This window comes from Microbacterium sp. ZKA21, from assembly GCF_050434165.1.
In the GTDB taxonomy this organism is placed as follows: Bacteria; Actinomycetota; Actinomycetes; order Actinomycetales; family Microbacteriaceae; genus Microbacterium.
The window spans coordinates 220,401-242,870 of the sequence record NZ_JBNPVV010000005.1 but is presented as its reverse complement, the minus strand read 5'-3'; the positions used below and the strand labels follow the sequence as shown (position 1 = coordinate 242,870).

Below are 22,470 nucleotides of genomic sequence, written 5' to 3'. Positions count from 1 at the left end.
GTAGCATCACGGTATGCAGCGACGTTTCCGCCAGGTGGACGTGTTCAACGACGGTATCGGCCTGGGAAATCCGGTCGCGGTCGTGCTCGACGCCGAGGGCCTCTCGGACTCGGACATGCGTCGCTTCTCCGTATGGTCGAACCTCTCCGAGTGCACCTTCGTGCTGCCTCCGACCACGCCGGAAGCCGACTATCGCTTGCGCATCTTCAGCCTGAACACCGAACTCGCGTTCGCCGGCCACCCCACGTTGGGCACGACGCGTGCCTGGCTCGATGCCGGCGGCGCGCCGACAGACCCCGCCCGCGTGGTGCAGGAGTGCGAGGCGGGCCTCATCCCCGTCCGTGTCGAGGCCGATCTCCTCGCCTTCCGATCGCCGCCGTGCACCCGATCCGGCCCTGTTCATCCGGAGACCCTTCAGGCGGTCGTCGAGATCCTGGGCATCGAAGCGGGTGACGTCATCGATGCGGCGTGGGTGGACAACGGTCCTGGCTGGGTAGGTCTGCTGCTCGACGGCCCGGACGCGGTGCTCTCGCTGCGCCCGGATGCTTCGCGTCATCCAGGACGATGGGACATCGGTGTCATCGCGGCACACGCGGCCGATCACGTTGCCGACTTCGAAGTGCGAGCGTTCTTCACCGAGGGAAGCGAGCCGCTGCGAGAGGACCCGGTCACTGGCAGTCTGAACGGAGCGCTTGCTGAGTGGCTTCTCGCCAGCGGCCGCGCCGGCGCGCCCTACGTCGCACGTCAGGGCACAGCGCTCGGACGCAACGGGCTGGTGCGCATCAGCCAGGAGGAGGGCGCCGTGTGGGTGGGCGGCCGCGCCGATGTGGTCATCTCGGGATCCGCGGAGATCTGACCGCAGCACCACCGAGCACGATGCGTCTCACAGGGTTCCCGGAGGGGCGAGCGGCGTCGGAGCCGGAGCATCCGTCACGACACCGGGGATGCCCGCCTCCGTCAAGGCGGCAGCCACGGCCGTGACCACCCCTGATGTCACGACAGCTCCGTGAAGCGGGTGGTGCCAGAACTGCAGCCTCATGACCCAGCGCTCGTCCGAGATCTCCCGGACGAGTGCGCGCACCGATTCCCGCGCGTGCACACCCTCGACGAGAGCCGCAGCATCCGTGAGGAGGTCGACGACCGCACCGAGCTCGCGTCCGTCGCTTCTGGCGATCCGCACCTGCACCTCGCTGCGGCGCGCGCCGTGACGGGAATCATTGACGAGGATGTTCGAGAGCAGCTGCAGGTTCGGGATGTGGGCCGTGCGGCCGTCGGCGGTCGTGACGATCACGGAGCGACCGTTGAGCTCCTTGACGATGCCGGAGACCGGCCCGTCAGGGCCTTCGAAGAGGATCTCCTCGCCGAGTTTGACCGGCTGGCGCGACTGGACGAGCACGCCGGCGGCGAAGTTGTCCGCGACGCCGCGCAGTACGAGGAAGATCACCACGGCCGCGATGATCGTCACGGCCAGAACCGGCTGGATGCTCGCGCCGAGGAAGCCCAGAGCGATGCCGATCCCCAGGAAGATCAGCACGTACTGCACGAGCCGAGCGGCGACATCCACCATCGTGTCCGAGATGCCGGGCGCCTTGCGGCCGAGCGTCAGCACGCCCTTGCGCGCGAAGTGCGACGCGATCCACCCGCCGATCACGGCCAGCACGGCGAACACGACGTTCCACACCGAGATGTTGGTCGGGACGAATTGTGTCAGATCCACGGTCACTCCGGTTCTGGGGCCGCCACGCACGGCTTCCCGGTTCGCGACTCATGGTAGCCGTGGATGCGGCACACTGATCTCATGCCGGCATCCCGCTCCTCCGTCAGCCCGCTCTCCGCCACGCGCGCAACGAGCACTGCATCGGAACGCTCATTGGAGACGCTGGGTCTGTGGATGGCGATCGTGGCGTTCGTGCTGGTGGGCGTCATCGCCCTGCCCGTGTTCGGGCTCGGCTCTGCGCCCATCGCGGGGGAGGGATCGGTCGGGCAGTACGCGGCCATCGCCTCGGCTGTGACGGCGATCGTCGCGTTCGTCGGCGGCCGGCTGGTCGTGGACGGCCCGACGAGGCGCGGCCGGATCGGCGTGCTGGATGTCATCGACATCGCCGCATTCGCGTTCGCGCATGCCGTGATCGCTCTGCTCGGCTGGACGCTGACGGCGACGATCCTGACGCACGGCTTCATCGACGCCGTCGTGTTCCCGCTGCCGGTGCTGCTGCTGTCGGGAGCCGCCGCCGCGCTCACGGGCTATGTCGCGTTCCTGTCGGCCACGCACCTCGACATGCAGTTGCTGGCCATAGTGCTCGCGACCTTCCTCTCCCTGGGGATCATCACCAGCATGCTCACCGCGAGCGATCCGCACTGGTGGCAGGAGAACCTCAGTGCGCTGGGCATGACGGACGACCTCTCCGCGCGGACGTTCAACCTGACGCTCATCGTCGCGGGCATCCTCGTCACGACACTCGCCCGCTACGCCACCCAGCGGGTGCCGACCTCCCATCCGCGCGGGATCGCCAGGGTCCGCACCTGCCTCGTCGTCGTCGGCATCTTCCTCGGTCTCGTCGGCGTGTTCCACGTCGACGACTTCTTCGCGATCCACACGGGCGTCGCCAGCGGTATGGCGGTGGCCTTCAGCATCCTGGTCTTCGCGCTGCGTCGCTGGATCCCCGGGATGCCGAGCACGTTCCTGCTGCTGGGCTACCTGTTCGTCGCAGTCATCGTCACCCTCGCGGTGCTGTTCGGAGTCGGCTACTACACGCTCACCGCCGTCGAATTGGTCGCCGGAATCCTCGTGTTCACCTGGATCATCCTGTTCATCCGCAGCGCGGACGCGCTGCGCAGGGATGCCGAGGTCGGCGTGCCCGGATGACGATCATCGGTCGCCCGTCCGAGCGCATGCCAGGGTGGTCGGATCATCTCCCATGGGTGAGTCGTCGTGGCGCGCATCGTGGCCGCCGAGTAGCGTTCAGAGCGTGAGCGAATCCGACCTCGAGCCGCAGGCTGCCGACGAGGCCGTGCCTGCGACGCGGCGGGCCGCACTGCTGCGGCTCGTGCCGGCTCATCCGCTGGTCTCCGGGTTCACGGTCGCGCTCGGAGTGATCCTCGCCATCGCGCTCTCCGCGACGGTGGCATCGCTCTCGACCGTGCTGATCTCGATCTTCCTCGGACTCTTCCTCGCACTGGGCCTGGATCCGGCCGTACGGGCGCTGGAGCGTCGCGGCATCCGCCGTGGTGCGGGCATCGCCATCGTCGCGGTCTCGTTCCTCGCACTCATGGTCGTGATCCTGCTCGTCGTGATCCCGGCGACCGTTCGACAGTTCGTCGCCGCGCTGCAGACGGCACCCGCAGCGATCGATGCGGCGCAGAACAGCGATTGGTATCTGTCGCTCGAAGCGAATCTCGGCGTCGATCTCGATGCGCTCATCGCCGAGGGCCTGAAGTCGATCACGAGCATCTCCTCGTTCCTGGCGATCTCCGGCGGTGTGCTGCGCGTCGGCTTCGGCATCGTCGGCGCGATCTCGAGCTTCGTCATGGTCGTCGTGCTGACGCTGTACTTCGTCTCGTCCCTTTCAGCGATGAAGCAGACCATCGCCAACCTCGTCCCGGCGTATCAGCGCAAGCGCTTCACGGAACTGCTTGAGCAGATCACCGGTTCGGTCGGATCCGTCGTCGCCGGCGGCATCACGCTGTCGACCTTCAACGCCCTTGTCGTGCTCGTGATCCAACTCATCATCGGCTCCTCGGTGCCGGCAGTCATGGCGATCGCCGCGTTCTTCATCACACTGATCCCGCTGCTCGGATCGCTGATCTTCCTGCTCATCGGCACGGTCGGGGCCCTCTTTATCAGCCCGCTCGCCGCAGTGATCTTCCTGGTGCTCTACTTCATCTACATCCAGGTCGAGGCGTACTTCGTGACCCCGCGGGTCATGGGCAAGGCGGTCTCCGTGCCGGCAGTGCTCGTCATCATCGGCGCCATGGTCGGTGCGACGCTGATGGGTCTGCTCGGCGCGCTGGTGGCCATTCCGATCACGGCATCCATTCTCATCATCATCCGTCAGGTCGTGATTCCGCGGCAGAACGCGATCACGACCGCTCCGGATGCCAGCTGACCCGCTCGCATCATCCGCATCACCGAAGAAAGGAATCACATGGCCGACTTCCGTTTCGGTCCCGTCGAGCTGTACCTCGTCGGGTTCGAAGGAGAGCGTCCCGATCCGGCGACGCTCGGAGCTCTCACCGATCTGCTCGCCAGCGGGCTCGTCCGCCTCCTCGATTTCGTCCTCGTGGCGAAGTCCGAGGACGGCGAACTCGAGGTCATCGAGGTGGATGCCGAGGCCGATGCTCTCGGACTCGGCGGCGTCGAGATCCACGCGTCCGGCATCGCCGGCGGCGAGGACATCGACGAGCTGGCGGAGCAGATCCCGCCCGGCGGTTCCGCCGCCCTGGTCGTGCTCGAACTGACGTACGCCCGTACGCTCGCCGAACGCTTCAACGCATCGGGCGGCGTGCTTCTGCGCAGCGAGCGCATTCCCGCTCCCATCGTCAACGCGATGGTGGACACCCTCGAGAACGAAGGAGAATGACATGCCGCTTCGCAGATTCGGACGCCCCGGTCTGATCGGGCTCGCCGCGCGCACCGCCGTCGTCGCGGGAACGGCGTCAGCCGTCTCCGGGGGTATGGCGCGCAACCAGCAGCAGAAGGCGCAAGCGCAGTACGAGCAGCAGCAGTACGAGGCCGCGCAACAGCAGGCGCAGATCGATGCGGCGGCTCAGGCTGCCGCATCGCAGTACGCGCAACCCGCCGCCCCGGCGGCGCCGGTCCCTGCCGCGCCAGCACCGGCGGGCAACGACATGCTGGCGCAGCTGCAGCAGCTCGCGGCTCTGAAGGAATCCGGCGTGCTGTCGGATGCGGAGTTCGCCGCCGCCAAGGCGAAGCTCCTCTCCTGACCAGCAGCGACAGGGAAGGGCCTCGCCGATTCGGCGAGGCCCTTCGTTCTGAGCGACGGATGTCAGCGCGCGGCACCCTCGAGCGAGGCGGTCAGCGCGTCGTCGGCGGGGTCGTAGATCGCGCACTGGACCAGACGGTCGTCAGCCTGCTCCCAGCCGTCAGCGGTCGGGCTGATCCACCAGAAGTCGAGCGTCGACTCCTGGTAGTCCAAGCCGACGAACTCCGTGAAGGCCGGAACGCATTCCGTCTCGACTGCGGCCTGGATGTCTGCATCGCTCGGCAACTCGCCCTCAGGAAGCTCGAACTCGTAGAAGATCTCATCGGCGTGCGGCTCGGTGCAAGGCACCACATCCGCATCCTGCATCTCGCCGGTCGTGTCGCTCGCCGGCATGCAGTCGCCGACCTTCAGCGAGAAGATGTCGATGTTCGACTCCTCGGTGACCTCGCCGGTCTCCTCATCGCGCGGCGCGTCGCCCGAGATCAGGTTGCTGATCGTGCTGCACCCCGTCAGCGCGATGCTCAGTGCGACCGCCGAGCCCGCCAGCGCGAGCGCGCGGCGCGTACGAAGCTTCATCATTGTGTTCCCCCTCCAGAGATTTTGGCGCGGGAAAGAAAGCCCCCGCACCTGAACGCTATCCAGGAGGTTCCCTGTGTCGCAACTTTGAAGAGCCGATGAGAATGCTGTACGCCCGCGGCGTCACGCCTCGAGGTCGTCGACTCCGGGCATCCAGCTGCGACCCGGCTTGCCCCACCCGCGCTTGCGCGCGATCTTCTGCACGGTCTTCCAATCCCCATCGGAGAGACGGTCGACGTAGAGGATGCCGTCCAGGTGATCGAACTCGTGCTGCATGATCCGTGCGCGCCATCCGTCCACCTCGATGCGCACGTCCGCGCCGTCGAGGTCGGTGCCCGTCACCAGCACGCGGTCGGCGCGGCGGAGCGGGAACCGTTCGCCGGGGAACGACAGACAGCCTTCGGACTCCTCATCAGGGTCGGGGGAGCCCGGTTCCGGCGGGCTCATCCACAGCACGGGATTGATGAGGACACCGCGCCACGGACGATCCTCATCGTCGACATAGGCGTAGGTGTAGATGCGCAGCGCGACACCCACTTGAGGGGCGGCCAGCCCGACGCCTGGCGCGGCATCCATGGTCTCGAACATGTCGGTGACGAGCGTGCGGATCTCATCCGTGATCTCATCGACGTTGACAGCGGGGGAATGCAGGACGGGATCGCCCATGATGCGAATCGGAAGAACAGCCACGCCACAACCCTAATGCGCGAGCGCCGCCCGGTAAGGTCGTACTGTGAGCGCGGGGGTATGGATGGCCGAGGTCGACGTCACCGATCAGTTGGTCGGCGTCTTCGAGAACCCCGCCCTGCTGCTCGGCATCCCGCTCGCGCTGGCGGGCGCCGTGTTCATGTCGCTCGGCGCGCAGTATCAGCACCGCGGGGTCGAGAAGGTCGAGCGGCTGAGCGGCACGGACGGTGCCGCCGGGCTCAGCATGGATCAGATCAAACGGCTGCTGACGCGCCCGTCCTGGCTCATCGGCACGCTCATGCTCGGGCTCGCGGTCATCTGCCAGTTGGCGGCGATCTCGATCGCGCCGCTGATCGTGGTGCAGCCGCTCGGCGCGATCGCGCTCGTGATGACGACGCTGCTGAACGCACGGATCTCGGGGCACGCACCCACCCGGCAATCCCTCACCGCCATCTTCGCGTGCGTCGGCGGTGTCTTCATCTTCGTGTTCTTCGCGGCGATCTACGCGGTAGAGAAGGAGATCACGAACAACGAGCTCTTCACGATCCTCGCGATCCTGCTCGTCGTGATCATCCTGCTCGGTGTCTGCTGGCTCATCCTCCGCCACCGCATGCGGGCCTTGTTCTACGTGATCGGCGCCGGCATCCTGTACGGCTTCGTCGCGACGCTCGCTAAGGCCGTCATCTCGCGCATTCAGGCCGGCGAATTCGACTGGATCACCCTGGTGTGCGTGATCGCGCTGATCGCGGCGGCAGCCGTCGGAGCCTACTTCGTGCAGACCGCGTACAGCTCCGGTCCGCCGGACCTCGTGATCGCGGGCCTCACGGTCGTCGACCCGCTCGTGGCCGTCTTGATCGGCATCATCGTGCTCGGCGAGGCGGATGCCGCCCCCGACTGGGTGATGCTCGTCTTCCTGATCTCGGGAGCCATCGCGGTGTGGGGTGTGATCGGTCTGGCGCGGTTCCATCCGCAGCTGCTCAGCGAGAGCCAGGAGCTCGCCATCAAACGCGGCAGCGACGGCGACACGACGCCGGATGCGGACACGGATGCCGGGGATGAGCCGCCGGCACCCGATCCGCGTCAGTAGCTCTGATCGAAGAGGTCGGGCGAGACCTCAGAGGCAGCGGCCTCGTCCACGAAGAACACCGTGCGCTTGCGGCCCTTCGCACCGGCGACGGGCACATTCGCATAGCTGGCGCCGGCGAGCGCGAGCCCGAGCGCCGAAGCCTTGTCGGCGCCGGTCAGCACGAGCCAGACCCGCTTCGAGGCGTTCAGGACAGGACGGGTGAGCGTGACGCGCTCCGGCGGCGGCTTGGGGGAGTCGCGCACCGCCAGAGCCGCGGCATCCGTCACCGTGACCTCTGGACGATCCGGGAACAGCGAGGCGATGTGGCCATCAGGACCGACGCCGAGGAAGCACACGGCGAACGACGGCCATGGCTGCTCTTCGGAGCCGAACTGCGCAAGCTCCGCTGCGTACGCCTCGGCGGCCTCATCCAGGCTCAGGCCGCTGTCCGAGGCGGCGACTTCGTGCACGTTCTCGGCGGGTACCGGGATGTGGTCCAGCAGGGCGCTCCGGGACTGCAGGGCGTTGCGATCGGCATCCGCCCGCGGGACGAAGCGCTCGTCACCCCACCAGAAGTGCACGAGCGACCAGTCGATCTCCGAGACTCGAGGATGCGCGCGCGCGGCACCGAGCACCGCGCCGCCCATGGAGCCGCCGGTCAGGGCGATGTGCGCGATCCGACCGTTCCTCGTCCGGGCGCGAACCCGGGCGAGGAATCGGTCGGCGACGCGGTCGGCCAGTGCCTGCGGTGTCGCCTCGACGACGACGGTCTTCTCCACGGCAGCAGCCTCCCTGGTGCTCATGCGGCCGACGCTGGCGGACCCAGCTTCTCCCAGCCTTCGGTGATGACTCGACCGTACAGGACGTCGGGGTCGAGGCGACGCAGCTCCTCCGCGAGGCATTCGCGCAGCGTGCGGCGAGGCAGGTGCAGGTCGTGGTCGGGCTGACCAGGCTGCGTCAGGATCGCGGTGCCCGGCTCAGGACGCTCGAGCAGGATGTCGCCGGAGGCGCGCGTCAGCCGGACCGACTTGATGCCCTCCGACCACTGCTCGGGGTCCTCGTACGCCCACGCGACCGGAACATCCAGTGCGAGGCCCAGCCAGCTGGCGAGCAGCGCCGTGGACGGGGACGAGGCCGATCCGCGAACCTCGACGGCCGTCACGGACTCGAACGGCGGCTGATCCAGCACCGCGGCGAGCTGTTCGCGCCAATGGGTCAGTCGCGTCCACGCCAGGTCGGTGTCTCCGGGGGAGTGCTCCTGCCCGAGGAGCCCGAGGCGGTCGCGGACGTCGGCGGAGGCCGCGGCATCCGTGATCCGGCGCTGGGCGATGCGGCCGAGCGGAGAGGATGCCGGGTCGGCCGGCGCCGCTTCCGGCCACCAGGCCACGACGGGGGCGTCGGGCAGCAGCAGGCCCGTGACGAGGCTCTCGGCGTTGCTGGCGGCGTCGCCGAAGGCACGCAGCACAACGACCTCGCTCGCTCCGGCATCCCCGCCGACGCGGATCTGCGCGTCCAGGTGGGCGTCGCCGTCGCCGACGGTGAGCACGATCACGCGCATCGGGTGCTCGCGCGACGCGTCGTTGGCCGCGTCGATCGCGGCCTCGGCGACGCCGTTGCGGGCGGCGATGATGAGCGTCAGCACGCGTCCGAGGGCGACCGCGCCGCCCTCTTCGCGCACGCTGACGAGTTTCTTGGCGACCTGGCTGATGGTCGTGTCGGGAAGGTCGATGATCACGGTCGTCTCCAGACTCGTCCGTCGCGTTCCAGGAGGGCGTCGGCGGATGCCGGGCCCCACGAACCGGGTGCGTACTGCTCCAGGGAGCTGTCCTGCGCGGCCCAGTACTTCTCGAACGGGTCGAGGATCTTCCAGCTGAGCTCGACCTCCTCGTGCCGCGGGAACAGCGGCGGGTCGCCGAGGAGCACGTCGAGGATGAGTCGCTCGTAGGCCTCGGGGCTGGCCTCGGTGAAGGCGTGGCCGTAGCCGAAGTCCATCGTGACATCGCGGACGTTGGTGCCATTGCCTGGAACCTTCGAGCCGAAGCGGATCGTGACGCCCTCGTCGGGCTGCACACGGATCACCAGGGCGTTCTGCCCGAGTTCTGCGGCGTTGGAACGGCCGAACAGGTGCTCGGGGGCGCGCTTGAAGACGACGGCGACCTCGGTCACGCGGCGTCCGAGGCGCTTGCCGGTGCGCAGGTAGAACGGCACGCCCGCCCACCGGCGCGTGGCGATCTCGACCTTGATCGCGGCGTACGTCTCGGTGGTGGACTGCGGGTCCATGCCCTCCTCGCCGAGGAAGGAGTTGACCTGCTCGCCGCCCTGCCAGCCGCCGTCGTACTGACCCCGCGCCTGAGCGAGCGACAGATCCTCCGGCAGGTTGACGGCCGCGAGGACCTTCTCCTTCTCGGCGCGCAGGTGCTCTGCGGAGAGGCTGATCGGCTCTTCCATGGCGGTGAGCGCGAGCAGCTGCAGCAGGTGGTTCTGGATGACGTCGCGTGCGGCGCCGACGCCGTCGTAGTAGCCGGCACGACCGCCGACGCCGATGTCCTCGGCCATCGTGATCTGCACGTGATCGACGTAGTTGCGGTTCCAGATCGGCTCGTACAGCTCGTTGGCGAAGCGCAGCGCCAGGATGTTCTGGACCGTCTCCTTGCCGAGGTAGTGGTCGATGCGGAAGATCGAGTCGGCCGAGAACGCGACCTCGAGGGCCTGGTTCAGTTCGCGAGCGGATTCCAGGTCGTGCCCGAACGGCTTCTCGATGACGACACGACGCCAGTGATCCTCGCTGACCTCGTCGCCGACCAGACCGGATTCCTTGAGCTGGTGAGCCACCACGCGGAACGCCTTCGGCGGGATGGAGAGGTAGAACGCGTGGTTGCCCATCGTGCCGCGCTCGACGTCCAGCTTCTCGACGGTCGCGCGCAGGCGCTCGAACGCCGCGGGGTCGTCGAACTCGCCGGAGACGAAGCGGATGCCCTGCAGCAGCTGCTGCCAGGTCTCCTCGCGGAACGGAGTGCGCGCGTGCTGCTTGACGGCGTCGTAGACGACCTGCGCGAAGTCCTGGTCCTCCCAATCGCGGCGCGCGAAGCCGACCAGGGCGAACCCCGGGGGCAGCAGGCCGCGGTTGGCCAGATCGTAGACAGCGGGCATGAGCTTCTTGCGCGACAGGTCGCCGGTCACTCCGAAGATCACGAGGGCGCTGGGCCCGGCGATCCGGTTGAGGCGGCGATCGTCGGGATCGCGCAACGGGTTGTGCCCGCGCGTAACAGGGACAGACATCGGTGGGGGATTCTCCTGTGAGCTACTTCTGAGCGGCTTCGAAAAGGGAGAGCACGTCGGCGGTGGAGTCCGTGATCGTCAGGGACACCACGGGTCGCCCGTGCTCGGCGAGGACTGCTGCATCGCCGGCGGCCTGCGCCTGGATGAGCTGTCCGAACGTGAAGGGGCGCTCGGGGATCTCCAGATCCACATCCGTGCGCTCCAGGATCTGCAGGAACACGCCCTGAGCGGGCCCGCCCTTGTGGTACTGCCCGGTCGAGTGCAGGAACCGGGGGCCCCAGCCGAACGTCGTCGGGCGACCGGAGTCGGCGGCGACCAGTTCGCGCAGGCCGGGCAGCTGCGTCAGCTCGAGGCGGTTGACGTAGGCCTGGATCGATACGTAGCCGTCGTCGGGGAGCTGAGCCCAGAGCGCATCGAGCACGCCCTCGAGCGTTTCGGATGCCGCCAGGGCCGCGTCGCTGACGCGGACCTCGACGCCGTTCTCGACGAACGCCGGCGCTGTCGACTCGGGTCGTGCATCGAGCAGTCCTCGTGCGGCGATCTTGGCGGATTCCACGTCGGGCTGATCGAACGGGTTGATGCCGAGCAGATGCCCGGCGATCGCCGTCGCATACTCCCAGACGATGAAGTTCGCGCCGAGCGTTCCGCTGACGAGGATCTCGCCGGGGTGGCGCTCGTGCAGGTGGAACTCGTTGGCGTCGTCGACGAGACGCACGATCTGCAGGTCGGCCGGCAGCGGCTCGAGCTCCGGCGACACCGGCAGCAGCACGACGGGCAGGATGCCCGTGCCCGCCTTGCCCGTCGACTCCGCGATCAGCTGCTCGATCCAGTCCGGCAGCCCGGCGATGTGCGTGCCGTCGGTGATCAGGCCGAGCTTGTCGCGACGCGGCGAGGAGCCGGCGATCGCGGCCGCCAGGCGGAGTGCCGGGTTGGACGCCTCGTCGACGGCGACCTCGAGCAGCGAGGCCTCGGCCTCGTCCAGGAGCTCAGCGATGTCGACACCGGCGAGTCCGGACGGCACGAGTCCGAAAGCGGTGAGCGCCGAGTAGCGCCCGCCGACGTTCGCGTCGGCGTTGAACACCCGGTAACCGGCCTCGCGGGCTGAAGCGTCCAGGGGCGACGACGGGTCGGTGACGACCACGATGCGCTCGGCGGGGTCGATGCCCAGGTCGCGGAACGCGGCCTCGAACGTGCGGCGCTGCGAATCGGTCTCGACGGTCGATCCCGACTTCGAGGACACGACCAGCACGGTGCGCTCGAGCCCTTCGTCGAGCGCCGCGAGCACTTGCCCGGGCGCCGTCGAATCGAGGATCGTGAGCGGAACGCCCGCGGTCTGCGCGATGACCTCCGGCGCGAGCGATGATCCACCCATGCCGGCGAGGACGACACGGTCCACGCCCTTGGCGCCGAGCTCGGCGCGCAGCGCCGAGATCTCGGCGACCAGGGGACGCGAGACCGAGACGGCCTCGACCCAGCCGAGGCGGACAGCCGCCTCGGCCTCGGCCGCCTCGCCCCACAGCGTCGTGTCGCCGGCGGTGATCCGCGAGGCGACCAGGTCGCCGACGAGGCCGGGAACGACCTCGTCGATGGCGACCTTCGGCACGCCGGTGGCGTGCAGGGAGAATGTCATCGCTGCGCCTCGAGGCCGGCGGCGACCTGCGTGAGCAGATCGTGCCAGGAGTCGATGAACTTCGCGACGCCCTCGTCCTCGAGCACCTGGGTGACGTCGTCGAAATCGACGCCGACCTCGGCCAGGCCGGCGAACACGGCCTTCGCGTCGTCGTAGCCGCCGGTGATGGTGTCGCCGGTGATCACGCCGTGATCGAAGGTCGCCTCGAGGGTCTTCTCCGGCATCGTGTTGACGACGCCCTGGGCGACGAGTTCGGTGACGTACAGCGTGTCGGGCAGCTCCGGGTCCTTGACGCCGGTGGACGCCCACAGCGGACGCTGGCGGTTCGCACCGGCATCCAGCAGCGCCTTGGCACGGTCGCCCGCGAAGGTCTGCTCGTAGAGCTCGTAGGCGAGGCGGGCGTTCGCGAGGCCGGCCTTGCTCTTGAGCGCCAGAGCGGCCTCGGTGCCGATCTCGACGAGACGCTTGTCGGTCTCGGTGTCGACGCGCGACACGAAGAACGAGGCGACCGACTGGATCGTCGACAGGTCGATGCCGGCGGCCTTCGCGGTCTCCAGACCGGTCAGGTAGGCGTCGATGACCGCGGCGTAGCGCTCGAGGCTGAAGATCAGCGTGACGTTGACGCTGATACCGGCGCCGATCGCCTGCGCGATGGCCGGCAGTCCGGCCTTCGTCGCGGGGATCTTCACGAGGAGGTTCGGGCGGTCGATCTTCGCCCACAGCTCCTTGGCCTGCGCCACGGTGCCGTCGGTGTCGTGAGCGAGGTCAGGGGAGACCTCGATCGAGACGCGACCGTCGACGTGGCCGGAGGCCTCCCACACCGGGCGGAAGACGTCCAGAGCTGCGCCGACGTCCTGCGTCGTCGCGGCGAAGACGGCCTGTTCGGCAGTCGCGCCCGACGCGGCGAGCTCGGTCACCTGAGCGTCGTACGAGGTGTCGGACGGGTTCGTGATCGCGTTCGCGAAGATCGTCGGGTTGGTCGTCACACCGGTGACATTGCGCGACGCGATCAGCTCGGCGAGGTTGCCGGAGTTGATGCGGGTGCGCGAGAGGTCGTCGAGCCAGATGCTGACGCCCGCGTCGTGGAGCTGGGCTGTGGGGGTGCTCATGCGTTCTCCTTGATGGTCTCGCGCGCCGCCTCGACGACGGCTTCGGCGGTGATGCCGAACTTCTGGAACAGGGTCTTGTAGTCGGCGGAGGCGCCGAAGTGGTCGATGCCGATCGAGCGGCCACGGTCGCCGACGATGCCGCGCCAGGTCAGCACGGAACCGGCCTCGACGGAGACGCGGGCGGTGACGGCCTTCGGGAGCACCGACTCGCGGTATTCGGCGTCCTGCTCGTCGAACCACTCCAGCGACGGAGCGGACACGACGCGGGCGTTGATGCCCTCGGCGGCCAGGGTCTCGCGGGCGGAGACCGCCAGCTGCACCTCGGAGCCGGTCGCGATGAGGATGACGTCCGGGGTGCCGTTCGGCGCCTCGGCCAGGACGTATGCGCCCTTGGCCGTGCTGTCCGCCGAGGCGAACACGTCGCCGGAGGCCGCACCGTCGCCGCGTGCCACGTTCGGCACGTTCTGGCGGGTCAGCGCGATGCCGACCGGGCCGCCGTGGCGGCGGAGGATCTCGAGCCATGCGGCCGCGGTCTCGTTGCCGTCCGCGGGGCGGACGACCGTGAAATTCGGGATCGCGCGGAGCGTCGCGAGCTGCTCGATCGGCTGGTGGGTCGGTCCGTCCTCGCCGAGGGCGACGGAGTCGTGCGTCCAGACGAAGATGCTCGGGATGTCCATCAGCGCGGCCAGACGCACCGCCGGGCGCATGTAGTCGCTGAAGATGAGGAAGGTGCCGCCGAAGGAGCGGGTCTTCCCGTGCAGGGTGATGCCGTTGAGGATCGAGCCCATGGCGTGCTCGCGGATGCCGAAGTGCAGCACGCGGCCGTACGGGCTGCCCGACCAGTCGTGCGTCGACCACTCGGCGGGGATGAACGACGCCGCGGGCGAGATCGTGGTGTTGTTGGAGCCGGCCAGGTCGGCCGAGCCGCCCCACAGCTCGGGGAGCTCCGGTGCGAGGGCGTTGATGACCTTGCCCGATGCGGCGCGCGTGGACACCTCGGTGCCGCCCTCGAAGACGGGGAGGACGTTCTCGATGCCGTCGGGGAGGGCCTGCGCCTCGAGACGGTCCAGCAGTGCCTTGCGCTCCGGGTTGGCCGCTGCCCAGGCATCGAAGTCGGCCTGCCATGCGGCGCGTGCCTCTGCGGCGCGGCCGGCGAGCTCACGGGTGTGGGCGATGACGGCATCCTCGACGACGAAGCTCTTCTCGGGGTCGAACCCGAGGACCGTCTTGGTGGCGGCGACCTCGTCCGCGCCGAGCGCGTTGCCGTGCACGGACTCGGTGCCCTTCTTGTTGGGCGCCGGGTAGCCGATGATCGTCTTCAGGACGATGAGGGTCGGCTTGCCGGTCTCGGCCTTGCCCTCCTCGATCGCGTTCAGCAGCTCCTGGGTGTCCTCGACGTACTCGCCGGTGCGGGTCCAATCGACCTCGAGCACCTGCCAGCCGTAAGAGCGGTAGCGGGCGGCGACGTCCTCGGTGAACGAGACGTTCGTGTCGCCCTCGATCGAGATCCGGTTGGAGTCGTAGATCGCGATGAGATTGCCGAGCTGCTGGTGACCGGCGAGGGACGATGCCTCACTGGTCACGCCCTCCTGCAGGTCGCCGTCACCGGCGACGACGTACACGTAGTGGTCGAACGGGCTGGTGCCCGCTGCGGCCTCTGGATCGAACAGGCCGCGCTCGTAGCGCGCCGCGTAGGCGAAGCCGACGGCGGATGCGAGGCCCTGGCCGAGCGGGCCGGTGGTGATCTCGACGCCCTTGGTGTGGCCGTACTCCGGGTGGCCGGGGGTCAGCGAGCCCCAGGTGCGCAGCGCCTCGAGGTCCTCGAGCTCGAGTCCGAAGCCGCCCAGGTAGAGCTGGACGTACTGGGTGAGCGACGAGTGGCCCACCGAGAGGATGAAGCGGTCGCGACCGAGCCAGTCGGTGTCGGTCGGGTCGTGGCGGAGAACCCGCTGGTAGAGGAGGTAAGCCACCGGCGCGAGGCTCATAGCGGTGCCGGGGTGACCGTTACCGACCTTCTGCACGGCGTCAGCCGCCAGAATTCGTGCGGTGTCCACCGCGCGTCGATCGATCTCATCCCACTGCAATTGCGACACGGTCATGCCCTTTCCGACAATTTCGAGGGCGCCCGAATTCCCTGGCGCTCCGCATCGTCACGGAGGGTGCACAGCGCCGGGCGCGCGAGTGGTTTCAGCATAGCCGGGTTGGTTCGCTCACAACGTGCGTCTTACGGAGTGAGGTAACAAACGCGTGACCGGTCACGGAACCTGCGGAGAATCGGCGCGGCAGCGCAGGTGCCGTAGACTGGAGCAGGTATGGCGCTTTCGCGCGGAGGAGGGGATCGAGATCTCGACGCAGACGCAGTCGGTCGCACCGAAGCACTCGCTCGGACGCACGGTGAAGGCCTATGTCGCCCTCACCAAACCTCGCGTCCTCGAGCTGCTGCTCGTGTCCACCGTCCCAGTGATGTTCCTGGCCGAGGGCGGGCTCCCCGATCTCTGGCTCGTGCTTGCCACCGTGATCGGCGGGGCGATGAGCGCAGGCTCCGCCGCCGCGTTCAACATGTACCTGGACCGCGACATCGACGCGCACATGCACCGCACCGAGAACCGGCCGCTGGTCACGGGCGAAGTCACGCCGCGCGGCGCGCTCATCTTCTCGTGGACGCTGGCGGTCGTCTCCACGATCTGGCTCTGGCTGACCACCAACTGGCTGGCCGCCGCGCTGTCGGCCGTGGCCATCTTCTTCTACGTCGTGATCTACACGATGATCCTCAAGCGCCGCACCGAGCAGAACATCGTGTGGGGCGGCATCGCCGGATGCTTCCCCGTGCTCATCGGCTGGGCCGCCGTCACCGAGTCCCTGGACTGGCCGGCATTCATCCTCTTCCTGCTGGTCTTCCTGTGGACGCCGCCGCACTACTGGCCGCTGTCGATGAAGTACAAGGACGACTACGAGGACGTCGACGTTCCGATGCTGGGCGTCACGCGTCACGCGTCGCAGGTCGGTCTTCAGGTCATCCTTTACGCCTGGGCGACGGTCGCGTGCTCGCTGCTGCTGATCCCGGTCGCTGGAATGGGGCTCGTCTACACGGTGTCGGCCGCCGTGTTCGGCGGGTGGTTCATCTACGAATCGCACCGCCTGTACAACCGTGCGGTGCGGGGAACCGAGCCTCGTCCGATGCGCGTGTTCCACGCCTCGATCACCTACCTGACACTGATCTTCGTCGCCGTCGCGATCGACCCTCTTCTGCCGTTCTGACACTGAGGCGACCGCGCCCGCACCGGATGCGAACCGATGCGGGGCACGATGCGCTGATCAGCGGGTCGTGACCGGCTCCTCGACGGAGGTCTCGGCATCCTGGACCGGCTCGATGGACGCGCCGTCGGACGCCGAGTGCGCGTCGGAGTCCGCTGGGGCATCGCCGTCGGCATCCGACGCCGCCCAGTCGATCGCCTCGACGACCTCGACCTGTGCGCGGGGGACCAGCGTCTTCGCCGCAGCCAGGGCGAGGACGAGGAACAGTCCGATGATTCCGCCGGCGACCAGCGCGCCGCCGAAGACGACCCAGGCCTGTCCGGCGTAGACCTCGACTCCGGTGGCGGTGCCGTCCAGGAGCGTCGTGGTCATCACCCCGATCTGATCCGTCGTGATCCAGGCGCCGAGGCCGAGGGCGGCGAGCGACAGGACCAGCAGGAGCCAGTACGGGATGCTGCGGATGAGTGCGGTGTTCTTCATGCCGGCCACTCTGCGCGACGCGGCGATGAGCGCGGTATGCGCGGCCTATGACTGCGCTGTGTGCGGCCTCAGTCCTCGACGACCGGCTGCTTGATGTTCAGCACCACGACCGTGTACGCGGCGGCGGAAAGGGAAGCCAGAACCATGTGGATTCCGACGAGGATCTCCGGCAGGCCCTCCCTGGCCTGCCAGATCCCGACGCCGATCTGCACCAGGACAGCCGCGGCGAGCACCAGCAGCCAGCCGCGCACCGGCAGGCGCCGCAGCCACGCCGCAATGGTGAGCACGGCGATCAGGACCGCCAGGGTGTATCCGGGCCAGGAGTGCACGTGCGCGAGGACGGTCGCATCGAAGCCGGTGCGCACGATCGCCGCGTCGCCGGAGTGGGGTCCGGATCCGGTCGTGAGCACTCCGAAGAATATCGTCGCCGCGAGGGCGAGACCCGTGACGTGGGTGAGGATCGCGAACCAGCGGGGTACGGCACGCTCTCGTCTGCCGGCGGCGGCGTTCATGCGAACGAGGTAGGCGGCGGTGACGCACACGAGCAGCAGCGACGAGACGTAGTGGAATCCGACGACGAAGGCGTTCAGATCCGTCACAACGGCGAGACCTCCGACCACGGCCTGCGCCATGACGCCGGCGAGGACGATCCAGGCGAGCGCGGACAGGTCGCGGCGCCGTGTGGTGCGGCGCAGGGAATCGATCATCGCGAGCACGACGGCGAGGAGCAGCGCTCCGGAGAAGAAGCCGAAGGCAGGCAGGCCGAAGGGCGCGGTCACGGCGTAGGCCACGATGCCTGCCGCGATGCCGCCGAGAGCGAACCACACCGCACGCAGGACGAGCGTCCTCCCGCCTATCGCCGCCAGGGTGAGCATCAGGACGGCCAGCGCGAGGATGCCCACGAGTCCGGTCATGGTGCGGTTGCCGAACTCGATGATGCCGTGGATGCCCTGCTCGGGCAGGGGGACGAGGGACTCCGGCGTGCACAGCGGCCACTCCGAGCATCCGAGGCCGGAGCCGGTCAGACGCACGGCTCCGCCGGTGCCGATGATGATCACTTCGGCGAGGAAGGAGAGCCAGGCCAGTACGCGCAGCGGCGCGCCGACCACGATCGGAGTGTCGGTGGACGGCGTGGCGGAACTCGTGAGCATGAGGCCTCCGGTTCGCGCTCTGTTACCCGGGTGCGGCCCGGAGGACAGGGTGAACCTGTAGAATCGGATTGTTGCGATGCGCGCGAGAAAGCGCGGGATGCATCACCAACAGTTTAGGCGCGATGATCGCGTCGTGATGAGGGCCCCACAGCGGCATCCACACCCCCGGTCACTCGACGGGGCGACGGCATGCCGGAGCGGATGACACCGCCAGGGTTCGACAAGGAGAGTGTGAGATGTCGGATGTGCTGATCGACCGCCCGGAGCTGGATGGCCTGGGGGTGTACGAGTTCGGCTGGCACGACGAGGATGCCGCCGGAGCCGTCGCCAAGCGCGGCATCTCTGAAGAGGTGGTCCGCGGGATCTCGGGGCTCAAGAACGAGCCGGAGTGGATGCTGAAGACCCGTCTCAAGGGCTACCAGCTCTTCGGGCGCAAGCCGATGCCGACCTGGGGCGCCGACCTCAGCGAGATCGACTTCGACAACATCAAGTACTTCGTGCGCTCCACGGAGAAGCAGGCGCAGTCCTGGGAGGACCTCCCCGAGGACATCCGCGAGACCTACGAGCGTCTCGGCATCCCCGAGGCCGAGCGCCAGCGCCTGGTCGCCGGCGTCGCCGCCCAGTACGAGTCCGAGGTCGTCTACCACCAGATCCGCGAGGACCTGGAGGAGCAGGGCGTCATCTTCATGGACACCGACACGGCACTGCGCGAGCACCCCGAGTTCTTCGAGGAGTACTTCGGCACCGTGATCCCGGCCGGCGACAACAAGTTCGCCGCGCTCAACACCGCCGTCTGGTCCGGCGGATCGTTCGTGTACGTCCCCAAGGGCGTGCACGTCGAGATCCCGCTGCAGGCCTACTTCCGCATCAACACCGAGAACATGGGCCAGTTCGAGCGGACGCTGATCATCGCCGACGAGGACAGCTACGTCCACTACATCGAAGGCTGCACTGCCCCGATCTACAAGTCGGACTCGCTGCACTCGGCCGTCGTCGAGATCATCGTGAAGAAGAACGCGCGCGTCCGCTACACGACGATCCAGAACTGGTCGAACAACGTCTACAACCTCGTCACCAAGCGCGCGGTCGCCCACGAAGGCGCGACCATGGAGTGGGTCGACGGCAACATCGGCTCCAAGGTGACGATGAAGTACCCGTCCATCTATCTGATGGGTGAGCACGCCAAGGGCGAGACGCTCTCGGTCGCCTTCGCTGGCCCCGGCCAGCACCAGGATGCCGGCGCGAAGATGATCCACATGGCGCCGTACACGCAGTCCTCGATCGTCTCCAAGTCGATCGCCCGCGGCGGTGGACGTGCCGGCTACCGCGGCGAGGTCCGCGTCGACGCGAATGCGCACCACTCGGCCAACACCGTCCGCTGCGACGCGCTCCTGGTCGACACGAAGTCGCGCTCCGACACGTATCCCGCGATCGACATCCGCGTCGACGACGTGCAGCTCGGCCACGAGGCCACGGTCTCGAAGGTGAGCGAGGAGCAGCTGTTCTACCTGCAGTCCCGCGGCATGCCCGAGGACGAGGCGATGGCGATGATCGTGCGCGGCTTCATCGAGCCGATCGCTCGCGAACTGCCGATGGAATACGCGATGGAACTCAACAAGCTCATCGAGATGGGCATGGAAGGATCGGTCGGCTGAATGGCGGCCCAGGCGACAGCGCCCGCTCAGGCGCAGGACACGAACGCGCATATCGACCCCGCAGCTCAGGTGGCGGACGCGGGGTTCGTCCCCATCCAGACCCGCTCGGACCGCCCGCGCTCCTACGAACCAGGTGACTTCGGTGCGCCGACCGGTCGCGAGGTCAACTGGAAGCACACGCCGGTCGGTCAGCTCAAGGCGCTCTTCGCGGTCTCGGAGCAGAACGACGGCGTGACGTACGAGACGGTCAGCGGAGCCGAGTACGTCTCTGCGCCGCTCGCGGCCGGAACCGCCCCGCGCGGCGAGTTCTTCGTCCCGGAGGACGTCATCTCGGCCGTCGCCTGGCAGGGCTCGGCCGAGGGCCTGCACGTGCGCATCCCGCGTGAGGAGGAAGTCACGGAGCCGGTCGTCATCGCGATCACCGGCCAGGGCGCCGACCGCCGCGCCGATGCGCACATCGTCATCGAGGCCCTCGAGCACAGCTCGGCGACCGTCGTGCTGCGTCACACCGGATCCGCGCAGTACGCGCAGAACGTCGAGATCATCGCCAGGGCGGGTTCGCGCCTGTCGGTCGTCACGGTGCAGCAGTGGGACGACGACGCGGTGCACGCGGCATCCCACCAGGCGCGCGTCGATGCCGATGCCCATCTCAAGCACTCCGTCGTCACCTTCGGCGGCAGCCTCGTCCGGGTGAACCCGAACCTCGAGCTCAGCGGCAACGGGTCCGAGGGCCGCATGCACGGCCTGTCGTATGCGGACGCCGGCCAGCACTTCGAGAGCCAGGTCTACCTGCACCACAAGGGCGCGCACACCGTCGGCGACGTGCTCTACAAGGGCGCCCTGCAGGGCGCCGGTGCGCACAGCGTGTGGATCGGCGACGTCCTGATCGGACCCGACGCCACCGGCACGGACTCGTACGAGGCCAACCGCAACCTGGTGCTCACCGAAGGCGCACGCGCCGACTCGATCCCGAACCTCGAGATCCAGACGGGTGACATCCTCGGTGCCGGCCACGCGAGCGCCACCGGGCGCTTCGACGACGAGCAGCTGTTCTATCTGCAGGCGCGAGGGATCACCGAGGAAGAAGCACGTCGCCTGGTCGTGCTCGGCTTCCTCAGCGACATCGTGCAGCGTCTCGGCATCCCCTCCCTCGAGGCGGAGCTGCTGGCGGCGATCGAGGTCGAGCTCGCGGCGGTGAGCGCGTGAGCGCGCAGCGCGCGTGCGGCCTGAGCGACCTCGAACAGGACACGCCGATGCGCGTCGAACTGGACGGCGTCCCGATGGCGCTCGTCCTGGACTCGGAGGGAACCGTGCACGCCATCGGCGACACCTGCACGCACGGCGACATCTCCCTCTCCGAGGGCTTCGTCGAGGGCGACACGCTCGAGTGCTGGGCGCACGGCTCGGCGTTCTCGCTGTGCACCGGCAAGCCCCTCAATCTCCCGGCCTTCGAGCCCGTTCCGGTCTACGTCGTCGAGATCGACGGCGACGACGTGCTCATCGACCCCACTGTCATTAAGGAAGTCTGAATGTCTGTTCTCGAGATCCGCGACCTGCACGTGACGGTCGAGACCGAGGAGGGGACCACCCCGATCCTCAACGGAATCACCCTCACCATGAACACGGGTGAGACGCACGCCATCATGGGCCCCAACGGCTCAGGCAAGTCCACCCTCGCGTACACGATCGCCGGGCACCCGAAGTACACCGTCACCTCCGGATCGATCACGTTCGATGGCGAGGACGTCCTCGCCATGAGCGTCGACGAGCGCGCTCGCGCCGGGCTCTTCCTCGCGATGCAGTACCCGGTCGAGATCCCCGGCGTCACCGTGACGAACTTCCTGCGCACGGCGAAGACCGCTCTCGACGGCGAGGCTCCGGCCATCCGCACCTGGACCAAGGACGTCAAGGAGGCCATGAAGAACCTCCGCATGGACCCCAAGTTCGCGCAGCGCAACGTCAACGAGGGCTTCTCGGGCGGCGAGAAGAAGCGCCACGAGATCCTCCAGCTCGAGGTGCTCAAGCCGAAGTTCGCGGTGCTCGACGAGACCGACTCCGGCCTCGACGTCGACGCGCTGAAGATCGTCTCGGAGGGCGTCAACCGTGCCAAGGAGTCGACCGGGCTCGGCGTGCTGCTCATCACGCACTACACCCGCATCCTCCGCTACATCCGTCCGGACTTCGTGCACGTGGTCGTCGCCGGCAGGATCGTCGAGGAGGGCGGACCCGAGCTCGCCGACCGTCTCGAGGACGAGGGCTACGACCGATTCCTCGACCCCGCCGCTCCCCTCGAGGCGTAGGCTGAGGGCATGACCGCGACGCTTGCCCCCGAGAAGTACGACGAGGTCACCGAGGCTCTCAAGGACGTCATGGATCCCGAGCTCGGGATCAACGTCGTCGACCTGGGACTCATCTACGATCTCGCCTGGGACGACGAGAACGACGCCCTCGTGATCCACATGACGCTCACGAGCGCCGGCTGCCCGCTGACCGACGTGCTCGAGGAGCAGACCGCTCAGGCACTGGACAACGTGGTGGACCGGTTCCGGATCAACTGGGTCTGGATGCCGCCGTGGGGCCCGGAGCGGATCACCGACGACGGGCGCGACATGATGCGTGCGCTCGGCTTCGCGATCTGA

At 68.1% G+C, this 22,470-nt stretch carries 23 protein-coding genes; 12 read left to right on the top strand and 11 right to left on the bottom strand.

All coding sequences use genetic code 11. The features are described from left to right. Positions 1–13 precede the first annotated feature (13 nt). A complete protein-coding gene (locus M2317_RS12530) occupies positions 14–856 on the top strand; it encodes a PhzF family phenazine biosynthesis protein (RefSeq protein ID WP_429460611.1) in 843 nt (280 codons plus the stop codon). A gap of 27 nt (positions 857–883) precedes the next feature. On the opposite strand, the gene M2317_RS12525 is transcribed toward M2317_RS12530, so the two are convergent. After that, positions 884–1,717 (bottom strand): mechanosensitive ion channel family protein, encoded by an 834-nt coding sequence (locus M2317_RS12525; RefSeq protein WP_429460609.1) that lies wholly within the window; start codon positions 1,715–1,717, stop codon positions 884–886. 81 nt (positions 1,718–1,798) lie between these two features. On the opposite strand from M2317_RS12525, the gene M2317_RS12520 reads away from it, so the two are divergent. From M2317_RS12520 to M2317_RS12505, 4 genes are all read left to right on the top strand, one after another. Continuing rightward, positions 1,799–2,866, top strand: a complete 1,068-nt coding sequence (locus tag M2317_RS12520) for a DUF998 domain-containing protein (protein ID WP_429460607.1) — start codon at positions 1,799–1,801, stop codon at positions 2,864–2,866. Between the two features lie 103 nt (positions 2,867–2,969). Continuing rightward, positions 2,970–4,106 (top strand): AI-2E family transporter, encoded by a 1,137-nt coding sequence (locus tag M2317_RS12515; protein ID WP_429460606.1) that lies wholly within the window; start codon positions 2,970–2,972, stop codon positions 4,104–4,106. Positions 4,107–4,145: 39 nt separating this feature from the next. After that, entirely contained in the window at positions 4,146–4,580 is a 435-nt protein-coding gene (locus M2317_RS12510) for a DUF6325 family protein (protein WP_429460604.1), read from the top strand. A gap of 1 nt (position 4,581) precedes the next feature. Beyond that, positions 4,582–4,944 carry an SHOCT domain-containing protein gene (locus tag M2317_RS12505; RefSeq protein ID WP_429460602.1) on the top strand — a complete coding sequence of 121 codons (363 nt, stop codon included), beginning with the start codon at positions 4,582–4,584 and terminating at the stop codon, positions 4,942–4,944. A gap of 62 nt (positions 4,945–5,006) precedes the next feature. Here M2317_RS12505 and M2317_RS12500 read toward each other — a convergent pair whose 3' ends face one another. Both M2317_RS12500 and def read right to left on the bottom strand, forming a co-directional pair. Next, a complete protein-coding gene (locus M2317_RS12500; protein WP_429460601.1) occupies positions 5,007–5,522 on the bottom strand; it encodes a septum formation family protein in 516 nt (171 codons plus the stop codon). A 120-nt stretch (positions 5,523–5,642) separates the two neighbouring features. Next, positions 5,643–6,209 carry a peptide deformylase gene (def, locus tag M2317_RS12495; protein WP_429460599.1) on the bottom strand — a complete coding sequence of 189 codons (567 nt, stop codon included), beginning with the start codon at positions 6,207–6,209 and terminating at the stop codon, positions 5,643–5,645. 61 nt (positions 6,210–6,270) lie between these two features. On the opposite strand from def, the gene M2317_RS12490 reads away from it, so the two are divergent. Next, the gene (locus tag M2317_RS12490) at positions 6,271–7,293 is read left to right on the top strand and encodes a DMT family transporter (protein WP_429460751.1); all 1,023 of its coding nucleotides are present in this window, start codon (positions 6,271–6,273) and stop codon (positions 7,291–7,293) included. On the opposite strand, the gene pgl is transcribed toward M2317_RS12490, so the two are convergent. Genes pgl through tkt form a run of 6 tightly spaced genes read right to left on the bottom strand, consistent with a single transcriptional unit; the run spans position 7,287 to position 15,383 of the window. Further along, complete coding sequence (gene pgl / locus M2317_RS12485) at positions 7,287–8,075, bottom strand: 6-phosphogluconolactonase (protein ID WP_429460598.1); 789 nt, start codon at positions 8,073–8,075, stop codon at positions 7,287–7,289. The two genes, M2317_RS12490 and pgl, sit on opposite strands and share 7 nt — an antisense overlap. Beyond that, entirely contained in the window at positions 8,072–9,007 is a 936-nt protein-coding gene (locus tag M2317_RS12480) for a glucose-6-phosphate dehydrogenase assembly protein OpcA (protein WP_429460597.1), read from the bottom strand. The genes pgl and M2317_RS12480 overlap by 4 nt, the downstream gene beginning before the upstream one ends. Next, a complete protein-coding gene (zwf, locus tag M2317_RS12475; RefSeq protein WP_429460595.1) occupies positions 9,004–10,551 on the bottom strand; it encodes a glucose-6-phosphate dehydrogenase in 1,548 nt (515 codons plus the stop codon). Before zwf ends, M2317_RS12480 begins: the two co-directional genes overlap by 4 nt. A 22-nt stretch (positions 10,552–10,573) precedes the next feature. Next, positions 10,574–12,181, bottom strand: a complete 1,608-nt coding sequence (locus M2317_RS12470; protein WP_429460593.1) for a glucose-6-phosphate isomerase — start codon at positions 12,179–12,181, stop codon at positions 10,574–10,576. Continuing rightward, entirely contained in the window at positions 12,178–13,290 is a 1,113-nt protein-coding gene (gene tal / locus M2317_RS12465; protein WP_429460591.1) for a transaldolase, read from the bottom strand. The genes M2317_RS12470 and tal overlap by 4 nt, the downstream gene beginning before the upstream one ends. Beyond that, positions 13,287–15,383: a transketolase gene (gene tkt, locus M2317_RS12460; protein ID WP_429460750.1), complete on the bottom strand. Its 2,097-nt coding sequence runs from the start codon at positions 15,381–15,383 to the stop codon at positions 13,287–13,289. Before tkt ends, tal begins: the two co-directional genes overlap by 4 nt. A 244-nt stretch (positions 15,384–15,627) precedes the next feature. On the opposite strand from tkt, the gene M2317_RS12455 reads away from it, so the two are divergent. Next, entirely contained in the window at positions 15,628–16,548 is a 921-nt protein-coding gene (locus M2317_RS12455; protein WP_429460748.1) for a heme o synthase, read from the top strand. Between the two features lie 57 nt (positions 16,549–16,605). Here the strand turns inward: M2317_RS12455 and M2317_RS12450 are convergent, their stop codons facing one another. Next, a complete protein-coding gene (locus M2317_RS12450) occupies positions 16,606–17,025 on the bottom strand; it encodes a hypothetical protein (protein ID WP_429460590.1) in 420 nt (139 codons plus the stop codon). Positions 17,026–17,093: 68 nt separating this feature from the next. Further along, positions 17,094–18,176, bottom strand: a complete 1,083-nt coding sequence (locus M2317_RS12445) for a COX15/CtaA family protein (RefSeq protein WP_429460588.1) — start codon at positions 18,174–18,176, stop codon at positions 17,094–17,096. Between the two features lie 236 nt (positions 18,177–18,412). Here M2317_RS12445 and sufB point away from each other — a divergent pair, with 236 nt between their 5' ends. From sufB to M2317_RS12420, 5 genes are read left to right on the top strand one after another with little or no spacing between them, the layout of a single operon-like run. Further along, a complete protein-coding gene (gene sufB / locus M2317_RS12440; protein WP_429460586.1) occupies positions 18,413–19,831 on the top strand; it encodes a Fe-S cluster assembly protein SufB in 1,419 nt (472 codons plus the stop codon). Further along, complete coding sequence (sufD, locus tag M2317_RS12435; RefSeq protein ID WP_429460584.1) at positions 19,832–21,037, top strand: Fe-S cluster assembly protein SufD; 1,206 nt, start codon at positions 19,832–19,834, stop codon at positions 21,035–21,037. Then, a complete protein-coding gene (locus M2317_RS12430) occupies positions 21,034–21,360 on the top strand; it encodes a non-heme iron oxygenase ferredoxin subunit (protein WP_429460582.1) in 327 nt (108 codons plus the stop codon). The genes sufD and M2317_RS12430 overlap by 4 nt, the downstream gene beginning before the upstream one ends. Continuing rightward, the gene (sufC, locus tag M2317_RS12425) at positions 21,361–22,131 is read left to right on the top strand and encodes a Fe-S cluster assembly ATPase SufC (protein WP_429460581.1); all 771 of its coding nucleotides are present in this window, start codon (positions 21,361–21,363) and stop codon (positions 22,129–22,131) included. 9 nt (positions 22,132–22,140) lie between these two features. Continuing rightward, positions 22,141–22,470, top strand: coding sequence for a metal-sulfur cluster assembly factor (locus M2317_RS12420; protein WP_013586729.1), 330 nt, complete (start codon positions 22,141–22,143; stop codon positions 22,468–22,470).

Coding starts and splice junctions, on each gene's coding strand:
- M2317_RS12510 (WP_429460604.1), top strand. CDS start 4,146: ATGGCCGACTTCCGTTTCGGTCCCGTCGAGCTGTACCTCGTCGGGTTC.
- M2317_RS12445 (WP_429460588.1), bottom strand. CDS start 18,176: ATGCTCACGAGTTCCGCCACGCCGTCCACCGACACTCCGATCGTGGTC.
- M2317_RS12505 (WP_429460602.1), top strand. CDS start 4,582: ATGCCGCTTCGCAGATTCGGACGCCCCGGTCTGATCGGGCTCGCCGCG.
- M2317_RS12420 (WP_013586729.1), top strand. CDS start 22,141: ATGACCGCGACGCTTGCCCCCGAGAAGTACGACGAGGTCACCGAGGCT.
- zwf (WP_429460595.1), bottom strand. CDS start 10,551: ATGTCTGTCCCTGTTACGCGCGGGCACAACCCGTTGCGCGATCCCGAC.
- sufC (WP_429460581.1), top strand. CDS start 21,361: ATGTCTGTTCTCGAGATCCGCGACCTGCACGTGACGGTCGAGACCGAG.
- M2317_RS12450 (WP_429460590.1), bottom strand. CDS start 17,025: ATGAAGAACACCGCACTCATCCGCAGCATCCCGTACTGGCTCCTGCTG.
- M2317_RS12530 (WP_429460611.1), top strand. CDS start 14: ATGCAGCGACGTTTCCGCCAGGTGGACGTGTTCAACGACGGTATCGGC.
- sufD (WP_429460584.1), top strand. CDS start 19,832: ATGGCGGCCCAGGCGACAGCGCCCGCTCAGGCGCAGGACACGAACGCG.
- M2317_RS12490 (WP_429460751.1), top strand. CDS start 6,271: ATGGCCGAGGTCGACGTCACCGATCAGTTGGTCGGCGTCTTCGAGAAC.
- M2317_RS12470 (WP_429460593.1), bottom strand. CDS start 12,181: ATGACATTCTCCCTGCACGCCACCGGCGTGCCGAAGGTCGCCATCGAC.
- pgl (WP_429460598.1), bottom strand. CDS start 8,075: ATGAGCACCAGGGAGGCTGCTGCCGTGGAGAAGACCGTCGTCGTCGAG.
- sufB (WP_429460586.1), top strand. CDS start 18,413: ATGTCGGATGTGCTGATCGACCGCCCGGAGCTGGATGGCCTGGGGGTG.
- M2317_RS12520 (WP_429460607.1), top strand. CDS start 1,799: ATGCCGGCATCCCGCTCCTCCGTCAGCCCGCTCTCCGCCACGCGCGCA.
- tal (WP_429460591.1), bottom strand. CDS start 13,290: ATGAGCACCCCCACAGCCCAGCTCCACGACGCGGGCGTCAGCATCTGG.
- M2317_RS12500 (WP_429460601.1), bottom strand. CDS start 5,522: ATGATGAAGCTTCGTACGCGCCGCGCGCTCGCGCTGGCGGGCTCGGCG.